Source organism: Paenibacillus albicereus (assembly GCF_012676905.1).
Taxonomy (GTDB): Bacteria; Bacillota; Bacilli; order Paenibacillales; family Paenibacillaceae; genus Paenibacillus_O; species Paenibacillus_O albicereus.
The window spans coordinates 3,285,675-3,301,745 of sequence record NZ_CP051428.1; the positions used below are offsets into that span (position 1 = coordinate 3,285,675).

General features: G+C 63.3%; 16 protein-coding genes. 8 read left to right on the plus strand and 8 right to left on the minus strand.

Annotated features, from left to right (window positions below; all coding sequences use genetic code 11):
* The first annotated feature begins 98 nt into the window (after positions 1-98).
* The 3 genes from HGI30_RS14575 (at position 99) to HGI30_RS14585 (ending at position 3,749) form a co-directional block, all read left to right on the plus strand.
* Positions 99-857 carry a YdcF family protein gene (locus HGI30_RS14575; protein ID WP_168908218.1) on the plus strand — a complete coding sequence of 253 codons (759 nt, stop codon included), beginning with the start codon at positions 99-101 and terminating at the stop codon, positions 855-857.
* A 128-nt stretch (positions 858-985) separates the two neighbouring features.
* Complete coding sequence (locus HGI30_RS14580) at positions 986-2,953, plus strand: stalk domain-containing protein (RefSeq protein WP_168908219.1); 1,968 nt, start codon at positions 986-988, stop codon at positions 2,951-2,953.
* A 22-nt stretch (positions 2,954-2,975) separates the two neighbouring features.
* The gene (locus tag HGI30_RS14585) at positions 2,976-3,749 is read left to right on the plus strand and encodes a hypothetical protein (protein ID WP_168908220.1); all 774 of its coding nucleotides are present in this window, start codon (positions 2,976-2,978) and stop codon (positions 3,747-3,749) included.
* Between the two features lie 179 nt (positions 3,750-3,928).
* Here the strand turns inward: HGI30_RS14585 and HGI30_RS14590 are convergent, their stop codons facing one another.
* The 4 genes from HGI30_RS14590 to HGI30_RS14605 all read right to left on the minus strand — a co-directional run bounded on the left by HGI30_RS14590 (position 3,929) and on the right by HGI30_RS14605 (position 7,143).
* Positions 3,929-4,312, minus strand: a complete 384-nt coding sequence (locus HGI30_RS14590) for a MerR family transcriptional regulator (protein WP_168908221.1) — start codon at positions 4,310-4,312, stop codon at positions 3,929-3,931.
* Positions 4,313-4,317: 5 nt separating this feature from the next.
* A complete protein-coding gene (locus HGI30_RS14595; RefSeq protein ID WP_168908222.1) occupies positions 4,318-5,298 on the minus strand; it encodes an aldo/keto reductase in 981 nt (326 codons plus the stop codon).
* A gap of 177 nt (positions 5,299-5,475) precedes the next feature.
* Positions 5,476-6,585 (minus strand): Gfo/Idh/MocA family protein, encoded by a 1,110-nt coding sequence (locus HGI30_RS14600; protein ID WP_168908223.1) that lies wholly within the window; start codon positions 6,583-6,585, stop codon positions 5,476-5,478.
* A gap of 129 nt (positions 6,586-6,714) precedes the next feature.
* Positions 6,715-7,143 (minus strand): VOC family protein, encoded by a 429-nt coding sequence (locus tag HGI30_RS14605; protein WP_168908224.1) that lies wholly within the window; start codon positions 7,141-7,143, stop codon positions 6,715-6,717.
* A gap of 121 nt (positions 7,144-7,264) precedes the next feature.
* Here HGI30_RS14605 and HGI30_RS14610 point away from each other — a divergent pair, with 121 nt between their 5' ends.
* Positions 7,265-8,242 carry a helix-turn-helix transcriptional regulator gene (locus HGI30_RS14610; RefSeq protein WP_168908225.1) on the plus strand — a complete coding sequence of 326 codons (978 nt, stop codon included), beginning with the start codon at positions 7,265-7,267 and terminating at the stop codon, positions 8,240-8,242.
* 155 nt (positions 8,243-8,397) lie between these two features.
* On the opposite strand, the gene HGI30_RS14615 is transcribed toward HGI30_RS14610, so the two are convergent.
* The 3 genes from HGI30_RS14615 to copZ are packed head-to-tail and all read right to left on the minus strand — an operon-like array spanning position 8,398 to position 10,471.
* The gene (locus HGI30_RS14615) at positions 8,398-9,585 is read right to left on the minus strand and encodes a HAMP domain-containing sensor histidine kinase (RefSeq protein ID WP_168908226.1); all 1,188 of its coding nucleotides are present in this window, start codon (positions 9,583-9,585) and stop codon (positions 8,398-8,400) included.
* On the minus strand, positions 9,582-10,271 hold the full coding sequence (locus HGI30_RS14620; RefSeq protein WP_168908227.1) for a response regulator transcription factor: 690 nt from the start codon (positions 10,269-10,271) through the stop codon (positions 9,582-9,584). Before HGI30_RS14620 ends, HGI30_RS14615 begins: the two co-directional genes overlap by 4 nt.
* The gene (copZ, locus tag HGI30_RS14625; protein WP_168908228.1) at positions 10,271-10,471 is read right to left on the minus strand and encodes a copper chaperone CopZ; all 201 of its coding nucleotides are present in this window, start codon (positions 10,469-10,471) and stop codon (positions 10,271-10,273) included. The genes HGI30_RS14620 and copZ overlap by 1 nt, the downstream gene beginning before the upstream one ends.
* A 198-nt stretch (positions 10,472-10,669) precedes the next feature.
* Here copZ and HGI30_RS14630 point away from each other — a divergent pair, with 198 nt between their 5' ends.
* The 4 genes from HGI30_RS14630 (at position 10,670) to HGI30_RS14645 (ending at position 13,473) form a co-directional block, all read left to right on the plus strand.
* Complete coding sequence (locus HGI30_RS14630; RefSeq protein WP_235680137.1) at positions 10,670-11,140, plus strand: hypothetical protein; 471 nt, start codon at positions 10,670-10,672, stop codon at positions 11,138-11,140.
* Between the two features lie 324 nt (positions 11,141-11,464).
* Positions 11,465-11,830, plus strand: a complete 366-nt coding sequence (locus HGI30_RS14635; RefSeq protein WP_168908229.1) for a PadR family transcriptional regulator — start codon at positions 11,465-11,467, stop codon at positions 11,828-11,830.
* The gene (locus HGI30_RS14640) at positions 11,817-12,863 is read left to right on the plus strand and encodes an HAAS signaling domain-containing protein (RefSeq protein WP_168908230.1); all 1,047 of its coding nucleotides are present in this window, start codon (positions 11,817-11,819) and stop codon (positions 12,861-12,863) included. The genes HGI30_RS14635 and HGI30_RS14640 overlap by 14 nt, the downstream gene beginning before the upstream one ends.
* Before the next feature lie 97 nt (positions 12,864-12,960).
* Positions 12,961-13,473, plus strand: a complete 513-nt coding sequence (locus HGI30_RS14645) for a hypothetical protein (RefSeq protein ID WP_168908231.1) — start codon at positions 12,961-12,963, stop codon at positions 13,471-13,473.
* Here the strand turns inward: HGI30_RS14645 and helD are convergent, their stop codons facing one another.
* Positions 13,474-15,897 carry an RNA polymerase recycling motor HelD gene (gene helD, locus HGI30_RS14650; RefSeq protein WP_168908232.1) on the minus strand — a complete coding sequence of 808 codons (2,424 nt, stop codon included), beginning with the start codon at positions 15,895-15,897 and terminating at the stop codon, positions 13,474-13,476. It lies immediately after the preceding gene.
* Positions 15,898-16,071: the final 174 nt, after the last annotated feature.

Consider the following 16,071-nt stretch of genomic DNA (forward strand, 5'->3'; position numbering starts at 1 on the left):
TCTTCACCGCGCGGATGCACCAAAAGAGAAGCTTGCGCAGGTGGCGGCTTCTCCTCAATGATAGAATCAGTCCGGATTCGTCCTGAAAGAGGTGTCCCTTGATCTACTTCATTAAAGCCGTCTACAGCTTCCTGCTGCCGCCCGGCCTGTTCGTGCTGCTGCTCGGCGCCGCCTCCTGGCGCATGCTCCGGCGCGACCGCCGCTGGGCGGCGCTCCCGCTCGCGGCGCTGCTGCTGCTCTACGCGCTCTCCTCCCCCTGGGTGGCCGACGGGCTGGCGCGCAGCCTCGAGCAGCGCTATCCCCAGCCTGCGGCAGGCGAAACGGAGGGAGACGTCATCGTCGTGCTCGGAGCCGGCGCCGTGCCGGACACGCCGGATGTCGGCGGCCGGGGCAACATGTCCGCCACCGCCGAGGCGCGGCTGCTCGCCGCGGTCCGCCTGTCGCGCGCGACCGGGCTGCAGGTGCTGTTCAGCGGCGGCCAGGTGTACCCGGACAGCGGCAAAGAGGCCGACATCGCCGGCCGCCAGCTGCGGGAGCTCGGCTTCCCCCCGGACCGCATCCTGCTGGAGAACCGTTCCCTCAATACGGAGCAGAACGCGCAGCTGACGCGCCGCCTCCTGGACGAGCGCGGCCTGAGCCGGCCCGTGCTGCTGACGAGCGCCCTGCACCTGCCCCGGGCCCTGGAGCAGTTCCGCAAGGCCGGCCTCGATCCGCTCCCCTATCCGGTCGACTACGCCGCTCCGATCCGGCCTCGCTGGTACTGGAGCAAGCTCCTGCCCTCCGCTCCAGCGCTCGCGCTCAGCCAGGCGGCGCTCAAGGAGCATCTCGGCCTGGCCGCCTTGAAGCTCGGTCTGTGAAGGCTTCGCTTCCGGGAACAATTCCCTCTTCGGCGCAACTTTTCCAGCCGGGGCGCGTTCTTAGTTACGGGAGTCTTACGGGGAATCACACTGCATGCAGGATGCGCGAAAAGGAGTCGTTCACGTTCATGAAATGGTTAAAAAGCTTGGCCCTGCTCAGCCTGGCCGCCGCGCCGCTCTACGGAGCCGCCGGTCAAGCCAGCGCCGAGGCCGGAATCAACACGATCACGCTGACCAAAGGCAGCAAGCAGATGGACAAGGACGGCGCGGCGATCACGGCGGTGCAGCCGCTGACGATCAAGAACAGCGTCAGCTACGTCGCGTTCAGCACGCTCGCCCAGCTGTACGGCTACAAGACGTCCTACGACGCCAAGACCAAGGAATCGATCGCCAAGACGCCGAGCGGCGAGATCCGGTTCCGGATGAACACGAAGGATATCTGGGTCGACGGCACCAAATGGACCGGCGAGGCGGCGAGCTACTCCGAAAAAGGCTCGCTCATGATCCCGATCCGCACCTGGGCCAAGATCAGCGGCAGCGGCATCAGCTTCAGCGGCAAGCAGATCCTGCTCCGGTGGACGGAGCAGCAGGCTCCGACTGCCGGATTCCAGGTGCAGCCCGCCGTCCTCTACGCCGGCGCTCCGGTGACCTATATCGACCAGTACGCCTCTCCTTCCGGGGCGCCGCTGCTGAATGAAGAATGGACGGGGCGCCAGGACGTCTTCGCCGAGGCTGGGACGTATACGGTGACGCGGCGCGTTCAGGATGCGAACGGGACCTGGAGCGAGCCGTTCAGCGTCACGGTGCAGGTGATCGGGGTCAACCAGCCGCCGGTGGCCGACTTCACGACCGACAAGACGTCTTACCGTCAAGGCGAGAAAATCTCGTACACGGATCTGAGCTCCGACGACAACAGCTCCATCAATCCCGCCAAGACGAAATGGACGGGCAAGCAGGACGCCTTCTTCTCGGCCGGAGACCATACGGTCACGCTGACCGTCACCGATGCGCAGGGACTGACCTCGACCGTCAGCAAGACGATCTCGGTTACGGATGAGGTGCTTTACACGGCGGAGGAATTCGGCCTCCTGTTCGCCCAGCCGGGCGAGAAGATCCGCGTCGACGGCGATCAGGTGTCGGCGATTCCGACGCTCAGCTACGACTTCGACTCCGAGCCGTCCAAGATGATCCGCAGCAACAGCCCGGAGACCTGGACCAAGGAAGGCATCGTCTTCGACGACCAGTTCGACGGCAAGGTGCGGCTGCTGTTCCACAACAAGAACAGCATGTCCGGCAACGTGCGCATGTACCTGGCCGTCACCAACGAGGGCTACCAGACGGCGCGCTTCGGCGTCGGCGCGATCGGCACCGGCGGTCCCGACCCGTCCGAGATCCGTACCGGCAAGCTGTCGACGATCCGCTATCTGACGGCAATCAACGCGAATGGTCCGGAGACGTACTCGGACATCAAGCCGGGCGAGACGAAGCTGGTCTTGAATGAAATCTCGCAAAGCGCGATCAAGCCGGGCATGGTGTACTCCGCCTACGCGGACGTCACCGCCGACCGCACGCTGCGCTTCCGCGTCATCGTCGTGCAGGACGGCCGCGAGCCGATCGCCGCGCTCGACCAGCTCTCGCTGCTGCCGGCCGACGGCAACCATACGCGCGGCTCGTTCAACAACACGACGCGCGACATCCACATCGACGGCGTGCTCGGCGAAGGAGGCAAGGCGGAGCGCGTCGTGCTCGGCGACAACAAGCTCGATCCGTACCTGGACGGCTACGACAACTCCGACGGCTCGCTGCAGCTGAACCGAGGCAATTTCGGCGTGCTGTACAAGATGACGGTCACGCTGGCTCCGCGCACGGTCATCTATCTCAATCCGCGCGGCGGCCTGTATGCGGGAGCGTTCATCGTGAACGGGCAGATCGTGCCGGTGACGAACAACGAGCAGCTCAAGAACTCCAGCGAGGCGGCCGTGCTGCACCGCTCCGGCGACAGCACGGAGACAGTCGAGCTCAAGTACTTGATCGCTTCCGGCAGTTACCTGCCGATCACGATGGTGTTCCAGCCGACGCCTCCGCTCAAGAGCTAGGCAGCCGGAAGGAGCCAGAGCCGTGACGATGAAATGGCGGGATGAGTACGAGCCGGAGCAGCCGGAGGACAGCCGGCCGAATAGATGGAAAGCGTGGCTCCGCGACGGAATCCTGGCAGCGCTGCTGCTGGCCGTCTGCGTGCAGGCGGCGATGTACTTCTCGACCCGCGTCTTCGAGCTGGACGGCATCCGCTACAAGCTGGAGTCGGCGGTAGGCGAGACGAGGCGGTACGCGCCGGTGACCAGCCGCGAGGCCGGAGCGGTCATCGCGGCCGGCTCGGACACGGAGAGGGTCGTGACGGCTGGCGGCTATCAGTTCCGGATCGAGGAGCAGGTCGACAAGGCGGGCAAGCCGCCTGCCATGGCCGACGCGGTGTTCCGAATCGCCTATCCCGGAGGCGAGATGTTCTGGGTCGAGCTTGCGCAAGGCCTTCTGCTGGCCTATGACGCCAAAGGAGAGTTCTATGCCGGCGCGGCGGCCTATTCGAACGGAGCTCCCGCCGGCGGCGGCACGCCCGCAGACCGGTTCCATCCTGCGGGCGTACTGGCGGCAGCCTATCCGGATTTCCAGGAAAGGCGCGGCCAGCCGATCCAGTTCGCACTCGCCGTGCTGCTGCTCGTTCTTGGCTGGGCTCTGCTGCGCTTCGAGCGGGTGGGAGCAGCCTTCTACTGGCTCTCCCTCGACTGGTTTCGCCGGAGCGATCCCGAGCCTGAGGAAGGCGAAATAGGGGCTTACAAGCTATCCGGCATCGCCTTGCTGGTCGGAGGCGCCCTGCTGGGATTGTCCTCGCTCTAGTCCGGGCCAACATACGCATGCCAAAAACCCCCTCCCTTCGGAAGCGATCCGAAGGGAGGGGGTTTTCGCGCGAGCTGCTTTTTATGCGTTCTTTGAGCGTGCCGGAAGCAAACGGATGCCAGAGACTTGCCGAAGAAGGCTGTCCAGCCGCTCGCCGATGCCGGCGGCCGCTTGCCGGCCTACGGCGCTCGCAGCGCCTGCTCCTTGCCTCCGATCGTCTGCTCGTAGCGGGCGATCTTGTCGTCGAGGCGCCGGAGCGTGCTCGTCATGTCGTCGATCTTGTCCGCCAGTCGGGCGCGCTGCTCGACGAGCAGCGCCTTGCGCGCATCCAGCGTGCCGTCTCCCTGCTGGAACAGCGCCAGATACTCGATCAGCATCTCCACCGGCAGGCCGGCTTTCTGCCGCATGCACTTGACGAAGTCGATCCATTTCAAGTCTTCTTCCCCATAATCGCGAATCCCGCTGGCGTTCCGGCCCACCGGAGGAATGAGTCCGATGCGTTCGTAATAGCGGAGCGTATCCTGCGACAGCCCGAACCGCTCGCTGACTTCCGATATGGTCATCGGCATCACTGCGGACCGACGACCGGATGCGGGACGTACGGCTCTTCAAGCGCCGCAGCCTCTTGCGGCGTCAGCTGGACCGACAGCGCGGCCATGGCCGCTTCGAGATGGGCGGCCTTCGTCGCGCCGACGATCGGAGCGGATACCGGCGACTGCTGCAGCAGCCAGGCGAGAGCGACCTGGGCGCGAGGAACACCCCGCTGCTCGGCGATGGCCGCGAGCCGCTCGACGATGAGCCGATCGGCATCGGCCATGCGGTCGTATTTCGACTTCTGCACCTGGTCCGTCTCCGAGCGGTGCGTCGTCTCGCTCCAGTCGCGCGTCAGCCGTCCTCCCGCGAGCGGGCTGTAGGGGATGACGCCGATGCCCTCCTCCCGGCAGAGCGGGAGCATCTCGCGCTCTTCCTCGCGATAGATGAGGTTGTAATGGTTCTGCATCGTGACGAACTTCGTCCATCCGCGCTTATCGGCCACATGCAGCGCCTTCTGGAACTGCCAGGCGAACATGGCGGAAGCGCCGATGTACCGCGCCTTGCCTGCCTTGACGACGTCATGCAGAGCCTCCATCGTCTCCTCGATCGGCGTGTCGTAGTCCCAGCGGTGGATCTGGTACAAGTCCACGTAATCCGTTCCGAGCCGGCTCAGGCTCTTGTCGATCTCGCTCAGGATCGCCTTGCGGGAGAGGCCCGCCCCGTTCGGACCTTCGTGCATGCGGAAATGAACCTTCGTCGCGATGACGACCTCATCCCGGTTCGCGTAGTCCCGCAGCGCGCGCCCGAGGTATTCCTCGCTCGTGCCGGCCGAGTAGACGTTCGCCGTATCAAAGAAATTGATGCCGAGCTCCAGCGCCTGACGGATCACTTCCCGGCTCCGCTCCTCGTCCAGCACCCACGGATGCACCCAGCGCGACGCGTCGCCGAAGCCCATGCAGCCCAGGCAAATCCGCGAGACGTCCAATCCGGTCTTCCCCAGCTTGACGTAGTCCATTTTTTTGCAGCGCTCCCTTGGCTTTTATCGTGTCATGCCTAACCAGAGTCTACCGCCTGGAGCCCACTCCAAGTCAAGCCTTGGCGTCTCAAAGCGCTTCGCTTTTTTATTGAAGCGAAAAAAGCCGTCCCGCCGGGGATGGCGGAAACGGCCGCGAAGCATGCGTTAAGCCGTGGATCAGACCGATGCGGGCTGATCCTGGTTCTGATTCAGATACACCGTCTTCCCCGTACGGGCCGACTCGTAGATCGCCTCGAGAATCTCGGTGACGACGAGCGCCTGCTCCGGCAGCACGACCGGGTCTTTGTCCTGCAGGATCGCGTCGATCCAGGCCGCGCACTCGACGTCGATGTCGCGCGCGCTGCTGCCGCTGTAGAACGCGACGCCGCCGGCGTTCAGGTCGATCTCCTTGACGAACAGGCGGCTGTTCTCCTCGCCGTTGATGCGCAGGCCGCCCTTCATGTCGGCTCCGCCCTCCGTGCCGCTGAGCGAGCATTTGGCCTCGTCGATGTCCAGCGTGTTGAGCGCCCAGCTCGCCTCGAGCGTGATCGTCGCGCCGTTCTCCATCTTGATGAAGCCCATCGCGGAGTCCTCGACCGTGAACTTCGCCGGATCCCAAGGTCCCCAGGCGTTGGCGGCGTTCTCCTTGGAGCCGAGCTTGTGGTACACCGAGCCCGTCACGGACACCGGCTTGTAATTGTCCATCATCCACAGCGTCAGGTCGAGCGCATGCGTGCCGATGTCGATGAGCGGTCCTCCGCCTTGCTTCTCCTCGTCGAGGAAGACGCCCCAGGTCGGCACCGCGCGGCGGCGGATCGCGTGGGCGCGGGCATAGTAGATGTCGCCGAGCTCGCCCGCCTCGCACACTTTCTTGAGATGCTGGCTATCGCCGCGGAAGCGGTTGTTGTAGCCGATCGTCAGCTTCTTGCCGGTGCGCTTCGCGGCGTCCAGCATCGCGCGGGCTTCCGCCGCCGTCTTGGCCATCGGCTTTTCGCACATGACATGCTTGCCCGCCTCGAGCGAGGCGATCGAGATCGACGCATGGGAATCGTTCGGCGTGCAGACGTGGATGACGTCGAGGCTTCCGTCCTTCAGCAGCTCGCGGTAGTCGGCATAGACGCCGGCCCCCTCGATGCCGTATTTCTCCGCAGCGTCGCGGGCTTTGTCCACCTCGATATCGCAAAAAGCGGCGAGCACGACGTGCTTGTTCTGGCTGAGCGCAGGCAGATGCTTGCCGTTCGCGATGCCGCCGCAGCCGATGATGCCGATTCGGAGCGTTTGGGTCATGTCGGTGTTCCTCCCGATTGGATAGTCTCGGACTTCGCGTCCCTGCTCCTACTGTAGCACACGGCCTCATGCGCCGGGACTAGCGGAATCGGACATCGGGGGTGCGTAATCGCGACATGTTGGGCACCCTCAAGCTTGCGGCCTGCGGGCGGAGACGAGCATCTGCACGCCGAACCGGTCCGTCACGATGCCGTAGGCAGGGCTGAAATGGACCGGCTGAAGGGGCAGCGCCACCTGCCCGCCGTCCGCCAGCAGGTCGAACAAGATGCGGGCTTGCTCCGCGTCGGACGTCTCGACGCAAAGCGAAACCTTGCTGCCGTGCGACGCCGCCATGCCCGGCTCGACGTCGGCGACGAACAGCGTCGACTCGCCTGCCTGGAGCACCGAATGGGCGACAAGCCGCTGCCGCTCGGCCGGCAATTCCTTGCCGGAGCCGTCCGGAGCCTCCCCGTAGGTCTGCTTGAACACCAGCTTCGCTCCCAGCGCCTTTCCATAAAACTCGATCGCTTCTTCCGCCTGTCCGTCCACATATAGGAACGGGGTCCAGGTCATCGTCATCGAATCCATCTCCCTTCACGTCTCAGCGGCGAATGCGGGATCGATCCGCTGGACTTGAACCCTATCGTACCGGATAATGGTGTCAGATTCTGTCATCATTGGGAAAAAGGAGGAATCCGGCATGAACAAGGCTCAGCGTCTCGTAGAGCTGATGATGACGGTGAACCGCAGGCGCAAATTTACGGCGGGGGAGCTCGCGCAGCAGTTCGGCGTCTCGAAGCGCACGATCTTGAGGGACCTGCAGGAGCTGGGCGAGATCGGCGTGCCCCTCTATTCGGAGGCGGGACCGCATGGCGGCTACCAGGTCGTCCGGGAACGGATGCTGCCGGCGATCGCGTTCACGCTGGAAGAAGCGACGGCCCTCTTTTTCGCAAGCCACGCGCTCCGGCATTATGCCTCCCTTCCGTTCGAGGAAGCGGCCGCTTCCGCCCTCGGCAAGTTCTATCTCTGTCTCCCCGGCGAAGTCCGCGAGCGCATCGATCGGATGAAGGACCGGTTCGACCTCGTCATCCCCGAGCGGCTGGCTGAGGCTCCGCTGCTGCCGCGCCTGCTGGAGGCGGCGGTCGGCCAGGAAACGCTGCTCATCACGTACACGTCCGAGGAACGCGGAACCGAGCGGCTCATCCAACCCGTGGGCATTTATGCCGACCGGGGGTTCTGGTATTGCCCGGCCTATTGCTTCCTGAGGGGCGGATACCGGCTGTTCCGCTGCGATCGGATCCTGTCCGCCGAAGCGGCGGAGCGGCCGGATGACGCGGCGGAACTCCGGGACGTGCATCTGGGCAATTGGGAGGCCAGGAGGCGAACGCCAAAAGCCTCGCTTCTCGTAGAAGCGAGGCTTAGCGAGCAAGGCGTCATCCGCTGCCAGGCGGAGCGGCACCTCGCACCGCTGATTCGGCGGAGCCCGGACGGCGGCGGGCAGCTGCAAGGGCATGTGGCGGCGAGCGAGCTGGACTATATGGCCGGCTTGCTCGCCGGACTTGGCCTGGACGCGAGCGTGCAAGGCCCGCCCGAGCTCATTGGCCTCGTCCGTCGGCGGCTAACGGACTGGCTCGATCATTATGGCGGCATTGAGAAGGGAGCGGAAGATCCGGCCTGACGAGCGGAAAGCAACCTTCCCGACGGGAGGATAAAAGCAATTCGTCTCCTGACGCACGGCCGGCCATGCCGCTGACGGGCCGGTTCAGCGGCGCAGCGCTTCCGGACGGACTGGCCCCGTCAGGAGCATGGGAACCGTCAGCGGCGCCGTCCGAATCAGCCGAGCGACCGGACCGCGGGACGCTCCGGCAGCGGCAGCTCCAGCGTCATCCTGGCCCCGCCGGCAGAGGAGCGCTCCGCGCGCAGCGAGCCGCCATGCGCCTCGGCGAGCTGGCGCGCGATCGCGAGGCCGAGGCCGCTGCCCGAGCCTGCGCCCTGCGGGAACGCGAACGGACTCGCGGGCTGCCTCGCGCGATAGAAGCGCTCGAACACATGCGGCAGGTCCTCCTCGGGAATGCCGCAGCCTTCATCCTCGACGATCAGCGCGAGCATGCGCTTGCCGCGGGCAGCCCGCAGCACGACGCCGCCGCCGGGCGGCGTATGCTTGACCGCATTGTCGAGCAGATTGTGCAGGATCTGCCCGACTCGCACCGCATCCGCTATGATCGTCCAGCCCTCCGGGACGGGCTCCAGCCGCAGCTGAATGCCGGCTGCCGCGCAGCGGGCCTCGAAGCCGGCCGCGGCTTCTGCAAGCAGACGGCCAGCGGCATGAAGCGACGGTTCCAGACGGAACTCCGGCCGTCCGTAATCATTCAGCTTCTCCAGCTCTTCGACCAGACGGCTCAAGCGCCGCACTTCCGCGCAGCTGGCGGCCAGCCGCTCCGGCGTCGCCTCCCAGACGCCGTCCTCCATCGCGCGGAGGGCGGCGCCGAGCGTGGCGAGCGGCGTGCGCAGCTCATGCGCGATGTTCTCGCTCATGCGGCGCCGCAGCTGCTCCTGCTGCTGCAGCCGGGCGGCCAGACCGTTCATCGAAGCGGCCAGCTCCGCCAGCTCGGCCGGTCCTTCCGCATGGACGCGCGCGGAATATGCGCCCCGCTCCATGTCGGCGGCGGCCTCCTTCATCCGCACGAGCGGACGCGCCAGCCTTCCCGCGGCGAAATACGCGATCCCGGCGGCGATCAGCACCGAGCCGAGCAGCGTCCAAAGGACCGACTCGGCGATCGCCCGCTCCAGATGGCCGCTCAGCGACGGCTCCGCCGCATGAGGCGCAAGCTGCATCTCCCGCTCGTACATGCCCACATGCACATGCAGCCCGGCCAGCACCGTGCCTGCGAACAGCAGCAGCACGAGCGCCGCGAAGGCGAGCAGCAGCAGCGTCAGCCGGCCATGCAGGCCGTCTTGGCGGAACAGCCGCGAGCGGCTCCGCCCTCCCTTCTTCCCGCCGGCTTCCCGGCCGCCGGTCACGGCGCACCTCCGAAGCGATAGCCGCGGCCGTATACCGTCTCGATGAACGGCGGCTCGCCCGCCGGCAGCTCCAGCTTCTGGCGGATATTCTTGACATGCTGGTCGATCGTGCGGGCGTCTCCCTCGTAATTCGGCCCGAGCGCAAGCTCCGCCAGCTCCTCGCGGGCGTACACGCGCGACGGACGCCGGGCAAGCGTCTGCAGCAGCCGCTGCTCCGCCGGCGTCAACGCTACCGTCCTTCCGGCGCATCGCGCCTCGCCCGACACCGTATCGAGCTCCAGCAGCCCGCCTCGGAAGCTGAGCCGCTCCGCCAGCAGCGCTCCCGGATCGGCTCGCCTCAGAATCGCGCGGATGCGGGCGACGATCTCAAGCGGATCGAACGGCTTGAGGACATAGTCGTCCGCGCCGAGAGCCAGTCCCTGCAGCCGGCTTTCGCGCGAAGACTTGGCCGTCAGCATCAGCACGGGCACCGGACTGAAGCGGCGGATGTCCCGGCATACGTCCTCGCCGCTGCCGTCCGGCAGCATCAAATCGAGCACGACGAGATCGATCTGCCCCTCGCGGACATGACGAAGAGCCTCCGCGCCGCTCGCGGCCTCGGAGGTCTCGTATCCTTCGCGCCGCAGATAGGAGGCTAGCGCCTCCCGGATGAGCGGCTCATCATCGACGATCAGGACCGTCGCCATCAAACGACGTCGTAGCCCTGCTCCTCGATCGCTTCCTTGATGGATTGGAGCGAGAGCTTCGCCTCGTCATATTCGACCGTCACCTTGCCCGCGGACAGATCGACCTTGGCCGCGCCGCCGGCTTCCTTGACCGCGGACTCGACCGAATTCACGCAATGGCCGCACGACATGCCTTTCACTTGCAGCGTTTCCGTTTTCATGAACAGCATCTCCTTCATGCTCGATTCCGAGCGGATAGTGGGTGTTTTCTTCTCCCCCAATATACCCCATGGGGGTATATATGTCAATGATAGCGAACGCCCTTATGCCAGACAGGCCTCTTCCATTTCCAGTCATAATGAGGCCGATTTTACATAACCTACATCGTCAGGGAAGATACAATCAGAAAAAGGAGTGAAATGATGAAAAAACGTATGGTTTATTCCATGGTTCTGCTCTTCTCCATCTTTCTTATGGGCATTACCATCAGCAGCTCGGCCGCTCCATCGACGTATGTCCACGGCATTTTTTCGCAAAAGCCCTTGTATGTCCTGGATGGAACGACAGGAAATATGCTTACTGCAACAAGCGGCAATGCGATTGCAAGCTGGACGGAAAACCCGCTGGCATCGGGAAACCAGGCTTTTTTCAACGCGATATCCGAGGTCGGGCCGGACCGGTTCGAGTTCCGCCTTGTCAGTCTTGGTTCGACCACAGCGGATCAGATCTTTGGCAAATTTGATATTTACAAGAATAATGTGAAGGTCGCCTCCGCCATTCCCGGCACGGTATACGGCTTGAGCCAGCCGGTCGGCAGCTATTTCAAGTTTTACAGCAGCACCAACACCTGGCACGTATCCGGCTACATTACGGACCGTCTCGATTACTGACATCCGGCTGGATCGACCCGCACCGGAAGCAGCGTTCTCTCCTCCCCGTTTGAAACAGGACATCCTCGAGGATGTCCTGTTTCTTTGTTGTAGATGATTTTAATAGCAGCCTATTCACAATAGTTGTGCGACCTACCCTGCTCAAGGCCAAGATGAGGCTTCAGCGGAGCAAGGCGCTGCTTTTTTTTGCCCAAGACGCTCCGCTGCCCGAGCGCGCCAGTCCCTAGGCTCCGGATGTTTAGCCAATCATTGTGCAGAACTTATCAGTATCCTATTTACAATAGTGTGCGACATACACTATAATCATTTCCAGGAGCTGATGATATGGCAGATGGGAATGAAACGGTAGCGGGCCTGCTCAGCGAGCTGCGCCGAGGCACGGTCGTCATGGGCGTGCTCAGCCAGCTGGCCGAGCCGCAGTATGGCTACTCGCTGGTGTCGTTATTGGAGGAAAAGGGAATCGCGGTCGAGCCGGGCACCTTGTACCCGCTGCTGCGAAGGCTCGAGAAGCAGGAGCTGCTGGAGAGCCGCTGGGATACGAACGAATCCCGCCCTCGCAAGTACTACCTGCTCAGCGAGCTCGGGAAGCAAGTATTCGCGGAGCTGAAGCAGGAGTGGCGTAAGCTGGTAGCCAGCATGCAAGACATGATGAATGAATCCGAAGGGGGAGATCGGCATGGAGATCGTTGATCGTTATATTCATGCGGTGACGGTGCGTCTGCCTGAGGCGCAAAGAAAGGACATCAAGCGGGAACTGCAAAGCTTGATCGAAGACATGCTGGAGGAGCGCAGGCCGGATGGACCGCCGACCGGCGAAGACGCGGAGAGCGTGCTGCTGGAGCTGGGCCATCCGAGCGAGCTGGCCGCGAAGTATCGCGGGTACGAGCGTTATTTGATCGGACCGGCGCTGATCGATGCCTACTGGACGACGCTCAAGATCGTGATGGCCGCGATCGCCCTCGGCTTGGCCGCTTCCCTGGCTATCGAGTCGTTCCAGTCTGATTCCGGCACGCTGGACAGCGCCCTGTCCTTCCTCGCCTCGCTCGTCTCGAGCATAGCTCAAGGCTTTCTCTGGGTCACCTTGATCTTCGTCTGCATCGAGCGCAGCCAACGGAGCAGAACGGCCGGGAGCGGGACCGCGAAGAAGGCATGGAAGCCTTCCGAGCTGCCGACCATTCCTGAGGCTGACCAGAAGTTCAAGAAGAGCGGACCGGTGTTCGGCATCTTCTTTACCGTCGCCGCCATCATGTTCGCCCTCTTCTCGCCCGATCTGATCGGCGCATGGAGAATCCACGACGGCACCGCCACGAGCGTTCCTTTCTTTGATCGCGATGTGCTCGGCCATTATGCGCCGCTTCTGTGCGGGCTGGCCGCGATCGCCATCCTCAAGGACAGCGTGCGGCTGATCGCGCAGCGAAGATCGGGCCGGCTGCTCGGCTTCCATATCGCGATGACGATCCTCATCACGACGCTGGCATGCCTCATGCTTGCCGACGACGCCCTCTGGAATCCGACGTTCATTCAGGACCTGGCCGCCGCGAGCCCCCTGCCTTCCGACGGCGAAGGCTTCAATACGATGGTGTCGGTCTGGCCCCGCCTGAACGGACTGCTCGTGAACGTTCTCCTCGTCTATGCCTTGGTCGACATCGTGCTGGAATTCATGGCATGGTACCGCAGCAAAACCCCCGTTTCTCCAAAGCTGAAGCAAAAGCCGCTCCTGTGAGCGGCTTTTTTCTTGCAACTTGGACATGTCATAGACTTCCAAAAGGTGGTACTATTTGTCTACCGCTTTGTCTTATTTTAGAGGAGGTCACGCCTGCATGAAAAAGCTCGTTGTCCTTCTGTTCGTGCTTTCCTTGCTGCTGGCAAGCAGCTGCTCGCTGCGAGAGCCTGATTTCATCGGCTACATCTACAAGTACGACAAGGAGAACAAACAAACCGTCCTTGTCGCCGCGAACAGCGAGGAGAATCCGATCGTCCTGCTCCGGAAAGGAATCACCCGGCTGAGAATCGGAACGAAAGTAGAGGTGTTTTACGAGGAAGATGCCGTCAATTCGTCCTTTCCCCTCCGGGCTCCGGCAAACCTGTACGAGATCGATGTTCCTGCGGCTGACAAAAAGGCGATCGAGCGGCTCTTCACGTTCATGCACGTAAAGCACGAGCGGAATTTCTACCCGTCCATCCTCTCCATAGCCGAGCAGGAATCCTTGTGGGAAGTGACCGTGGGCGAGTATTCGATGAACGCGGAAGGAAGCGACCGGTTCGACACGATGCTGTACAAGCTCGACAAGAGCGACGAAGGAAACATCGATTCTGCCCCTCTTGATTCGTAGTCAACTCAAGTCTTCCCTCTCATACAAAGACGGCTCGACGCCTTGCAGGAACGGCGTCCCTTCTCCTGCCGCATACAGCTGCAGGCGGTGCATGGCGCGCGTGCACGCCGTATAGAACAGCTTTCGCTCGCTTTCCCGATGATAGGTCCGCGAGGAAGCGTCGTAGATCAGCACGGCGTCGAACTCGACGCCTTTGGCCAGATAGGCCGGGATGACCTGCGTTCCGTTCTCGAACGTCGGCGTCTCCTTGGTCACGAGCCGCAGCGGCGGGCAGCCCTGCGCGGTCAGGAGCTCATGCGCCTCGCGGCTTTCGGCAGCGGTCTTCGTGATGACGGCGATCGAGGCGAAGCCATCCGCTTGCAGCGCGGCAATATCCTCGGCCATGCGAGCCGCCAGGCTCCGGCTGTCGGCCGCCTGGATCAGCAGCGGCTTGTGTCCGCTCCGGGCGAAGGGCACGATCTCCCTCGCGCTCGGCAGCAGCGCTTTGGTGAATTCGACGATCTCGCGCGTGGACCGATAGCTGCGGACGAGGCGGATCAGCCTCGTGTCCGGCTCGCCGTACAGCCGCATCAGCGGAGAGTCCTCGCCGTCGAGTTCCGTCGCTTGGGTGAAGATCGCCTGGCCGAAGTCGCCCAGCACGGTCATGCGGGCGCGGGGAAACAGCTTGCGCAAGTATTCATATTGAACCATCGAGTAATCCTGGCCCTCATCGACGAACACATGCCGCACTTGCGTATTCGTCCGCATGCCCTCCACCAGCTCCCTCAAATAAAGGAACGGCGTCGCATCCTCGCTGAACAGCTCCCCTCGCGCCAGCTTCTCCCGAGTCTGGCTGCAGATGTCCGGCCAAAGCTCCGGCACGTCCTCCTGCCCGGCTAGAGCCGCATAAGCCTCCTCCGAAGCGAACAGCTGCGCGTACAGGTCGACCTTGTCGACGAACTGCATCCGCTTCACGCTTCGCCTCAGCGGCTCGAACTGCTCTTGGACGATGGCGCCGGCCAGCAGCTCCTCTTCCCTCTCCGCATAGTCGAAATCTCCTTCGTCCCGGCGCCGCTTGTTCTGCACGATCTCCTGGATGCGCTCGTACTGCTCGGCGAAGTCGAACACGCCCCTTTCCTTATGCAGCTCCCGGTGTACGGCGTCGTAGCGGTCGTTGTCGAGATAGTCGAGCTCCTCGCTCACCCAGCGCGCGCCGCGCTCTTTGCGCTCCAGCACGGCCAGCTCCTTGAGCAGCCATTCTTGGAGCATGGCGACGCGATTGGCCAAGCGGATCGAAGGATCATATCCGTAAAACCGCTCCGTCATCCGGCTGGCCGAAATGAGCTCGCGCTCCCTGAACCGGATGCCGCTGAAGCGCATGCCGGCCTGACCCAGTCCGTCGGCATAATGACGCAGCGCCTGCAGGAACGCTCCCGACGCCTTGTACCGGATGCCTGCCACCCGCGCCTCATGCTCGCGCGAGCCGGCTTCCTTCAGGACATATTCGATGGCATCGAACGGATCCTCGAGATGCAGCATCGAGCCGAGGCCATGCTCCAGGTATTCCTGGAACGTCGTCTGCTGCATGTTCTCTTCGCCGAGCTCGGGAAGCACGGTCGAGACGTAGCTGTTGAACATCGGGTTGGGCGAAAACAGGACGATCTGGTCCGCCTTCAGCCGATCCCGGTTTTTGTAGAGCAGATAGGCCACCCGCTGAAGGGCCGCGGACGTCTTGCCGCTGCCTGCCGCCCCCTGCACGAGGAGCATGCGGCTCGTGTCGTCGCGGATGATGGCGTTCTGCTCCTTCTGGATCGTCGCGACGATGCTCTTCATCTGCGAGTCCGCGCCCTGTCCGAGCGCCTGCTGCAGCAGCTCGTCGCCGATCGTCAGGCTCGTGTCGAATACGTTCAGCAGCCGGCCTTGGCGGATCTGATACTGGCGCTTCAGCTCCATGACGCCCGGTACCGTCCCGTCCGGCGTGTCGTAGGCCGCGGGGCCGGGAGAATGGTCGTAGTACAGGCTCGCGATCGGCGTGCGCCAGTCGTAGACGAGGAAGTCCATTCCTTTCGCGTCGACGAAGGAGGAGACGCCGATATAGACCGGCTCGGCGGCGCTCAGGCCTTGCTCGCGGAAGTCGATGCGTCCGAAGTACGGAGAGGGCAGCAGCCGGGTCATGCTTTTCCATTGCTGCAGCCGCAGGCGGTGGCTGCGCTCCCGTTCCGAGAGCAGCGCCTCCTGCTGCCGGATGCTGTAGAACGTTTCCTCGAAGTCCTCGTCCGTGGCCGTGTTGACCGTCACTTCTTCCCAAAAGCGCCTGCGGAGGTCTCCCGCTTGCCCATGCAGGCCGGCAACCTCCGGCTCCAGCTCGGCGATCCTCTCCCGCAGCTTATCGGCTACTCGTTCCAGCCATGCCCGCTCCTCGTTCCAGTCGCGCTCGTTCCGCATATTCCGTACCGACTCCTCCCGTTTTCCTCTGAAAAAGGCATTTGACATCCAGCCGCATCCCATGGTAATATTGAATTAAAGGTAAGATGCATTATCTATGACCTAAAATAGAAAAAGTAGCGACTGGTTTTTTGATGATACCATAGCTTCGTTTTGCGCGCAATGCCGCGCATC

Bases quoted from the DNA above. Each gene is read 5' to 3' on its own strand.
- HGI30_RS14595 (WP_168908222.1), bottom strand. From the start codon at position 5,298: ATGGACTACGTCAAGCTGGGGAAGACCGGATTGGACGTCTCGCGGATT.
- HGI30_RS14610 (WP_168908225.1), top strand. From the start codon at position 7,265: ATGAACAAGGCTCAGCGTCTCGTAGAGCTGATGATGACGGTGAACCGC.
- HGI30_RS14600 (WP_168908223.1), bottom strand. From the start codon at position 6,585: ATGACCCAAACGCTCCGAATCGGCATCATCGGCTGCGGCGGCATCGCG.
- HGI30_RS14630 (WP_235680137.1), top strand. From the start codon at position 10,670: ATGATGAAAAAACGTATGGTTTATTCCATGGTTCTGCTCTTCTCCATC.
- copZ (WP_168908228.1), bottom strand. From the start codon at position 10,471: ATGAAAACGGAAACGCTGCAAGTGAAAGGCATGTCGTGCGGCCATTGC.
- HGI30_RS14580 (WP_168908219.1), top strand. From the start codon at position 986: ATGAAATGGTTAAAAAGCTTGGCCCTGCTCAGCCTGGCCGCCGCGCCG.
- HGI30_RS14640 (WP_168908230.1), top strand. From the start codon at position 11,817: ATGGAGATCGTTGATCGTTATATTCATGCGGTGACGGTGCGTCTGCCT.
- HGI30_RS14635 (WP_168908229.1), top strand. From the start codon at position 11,465: ATGGCAGATGGGAATGAAACGGTAGCGGGCCTGCTCAGCGAGCTGCGC.
- HGI30_RS14620 (WP_168908227.1), bottom strand. From the start codon at position 10,271: ATGGCGACGGTCCTGATCGTCGATGATGAGCCGCTCATCCGGGAGGCG.
- HGI30_RS14645 (WP_168908231.1), top strand. From the start codon at position 12,961: ATGAAAAAGCTCGTTGTCCTTCTGTTCGTGCTTTCCTTGCTGCTGGCA.
- HGI30_RS14590 (WP_168908221.1), bottom strand. From the start codon at position 4,312: ATGACCATATCGGAAGTCAGCGAGCGGTTCGGGCTGTCGCAGGATACG.
- HGI30_RS14605 (WP_168908224.1), bottom strand. From the start codon at position 7,143: ATGACGATGACCTGGACCCCGTTCCTATATGTGGACGGACAGGCGGAA.
- helD (WP_168908232.1), bottom strand. From the start codon at position 15,897: ATGCGGAACGAGCGCGACTGGAACGAGGAGCGGGCATGGCTGGAACGA.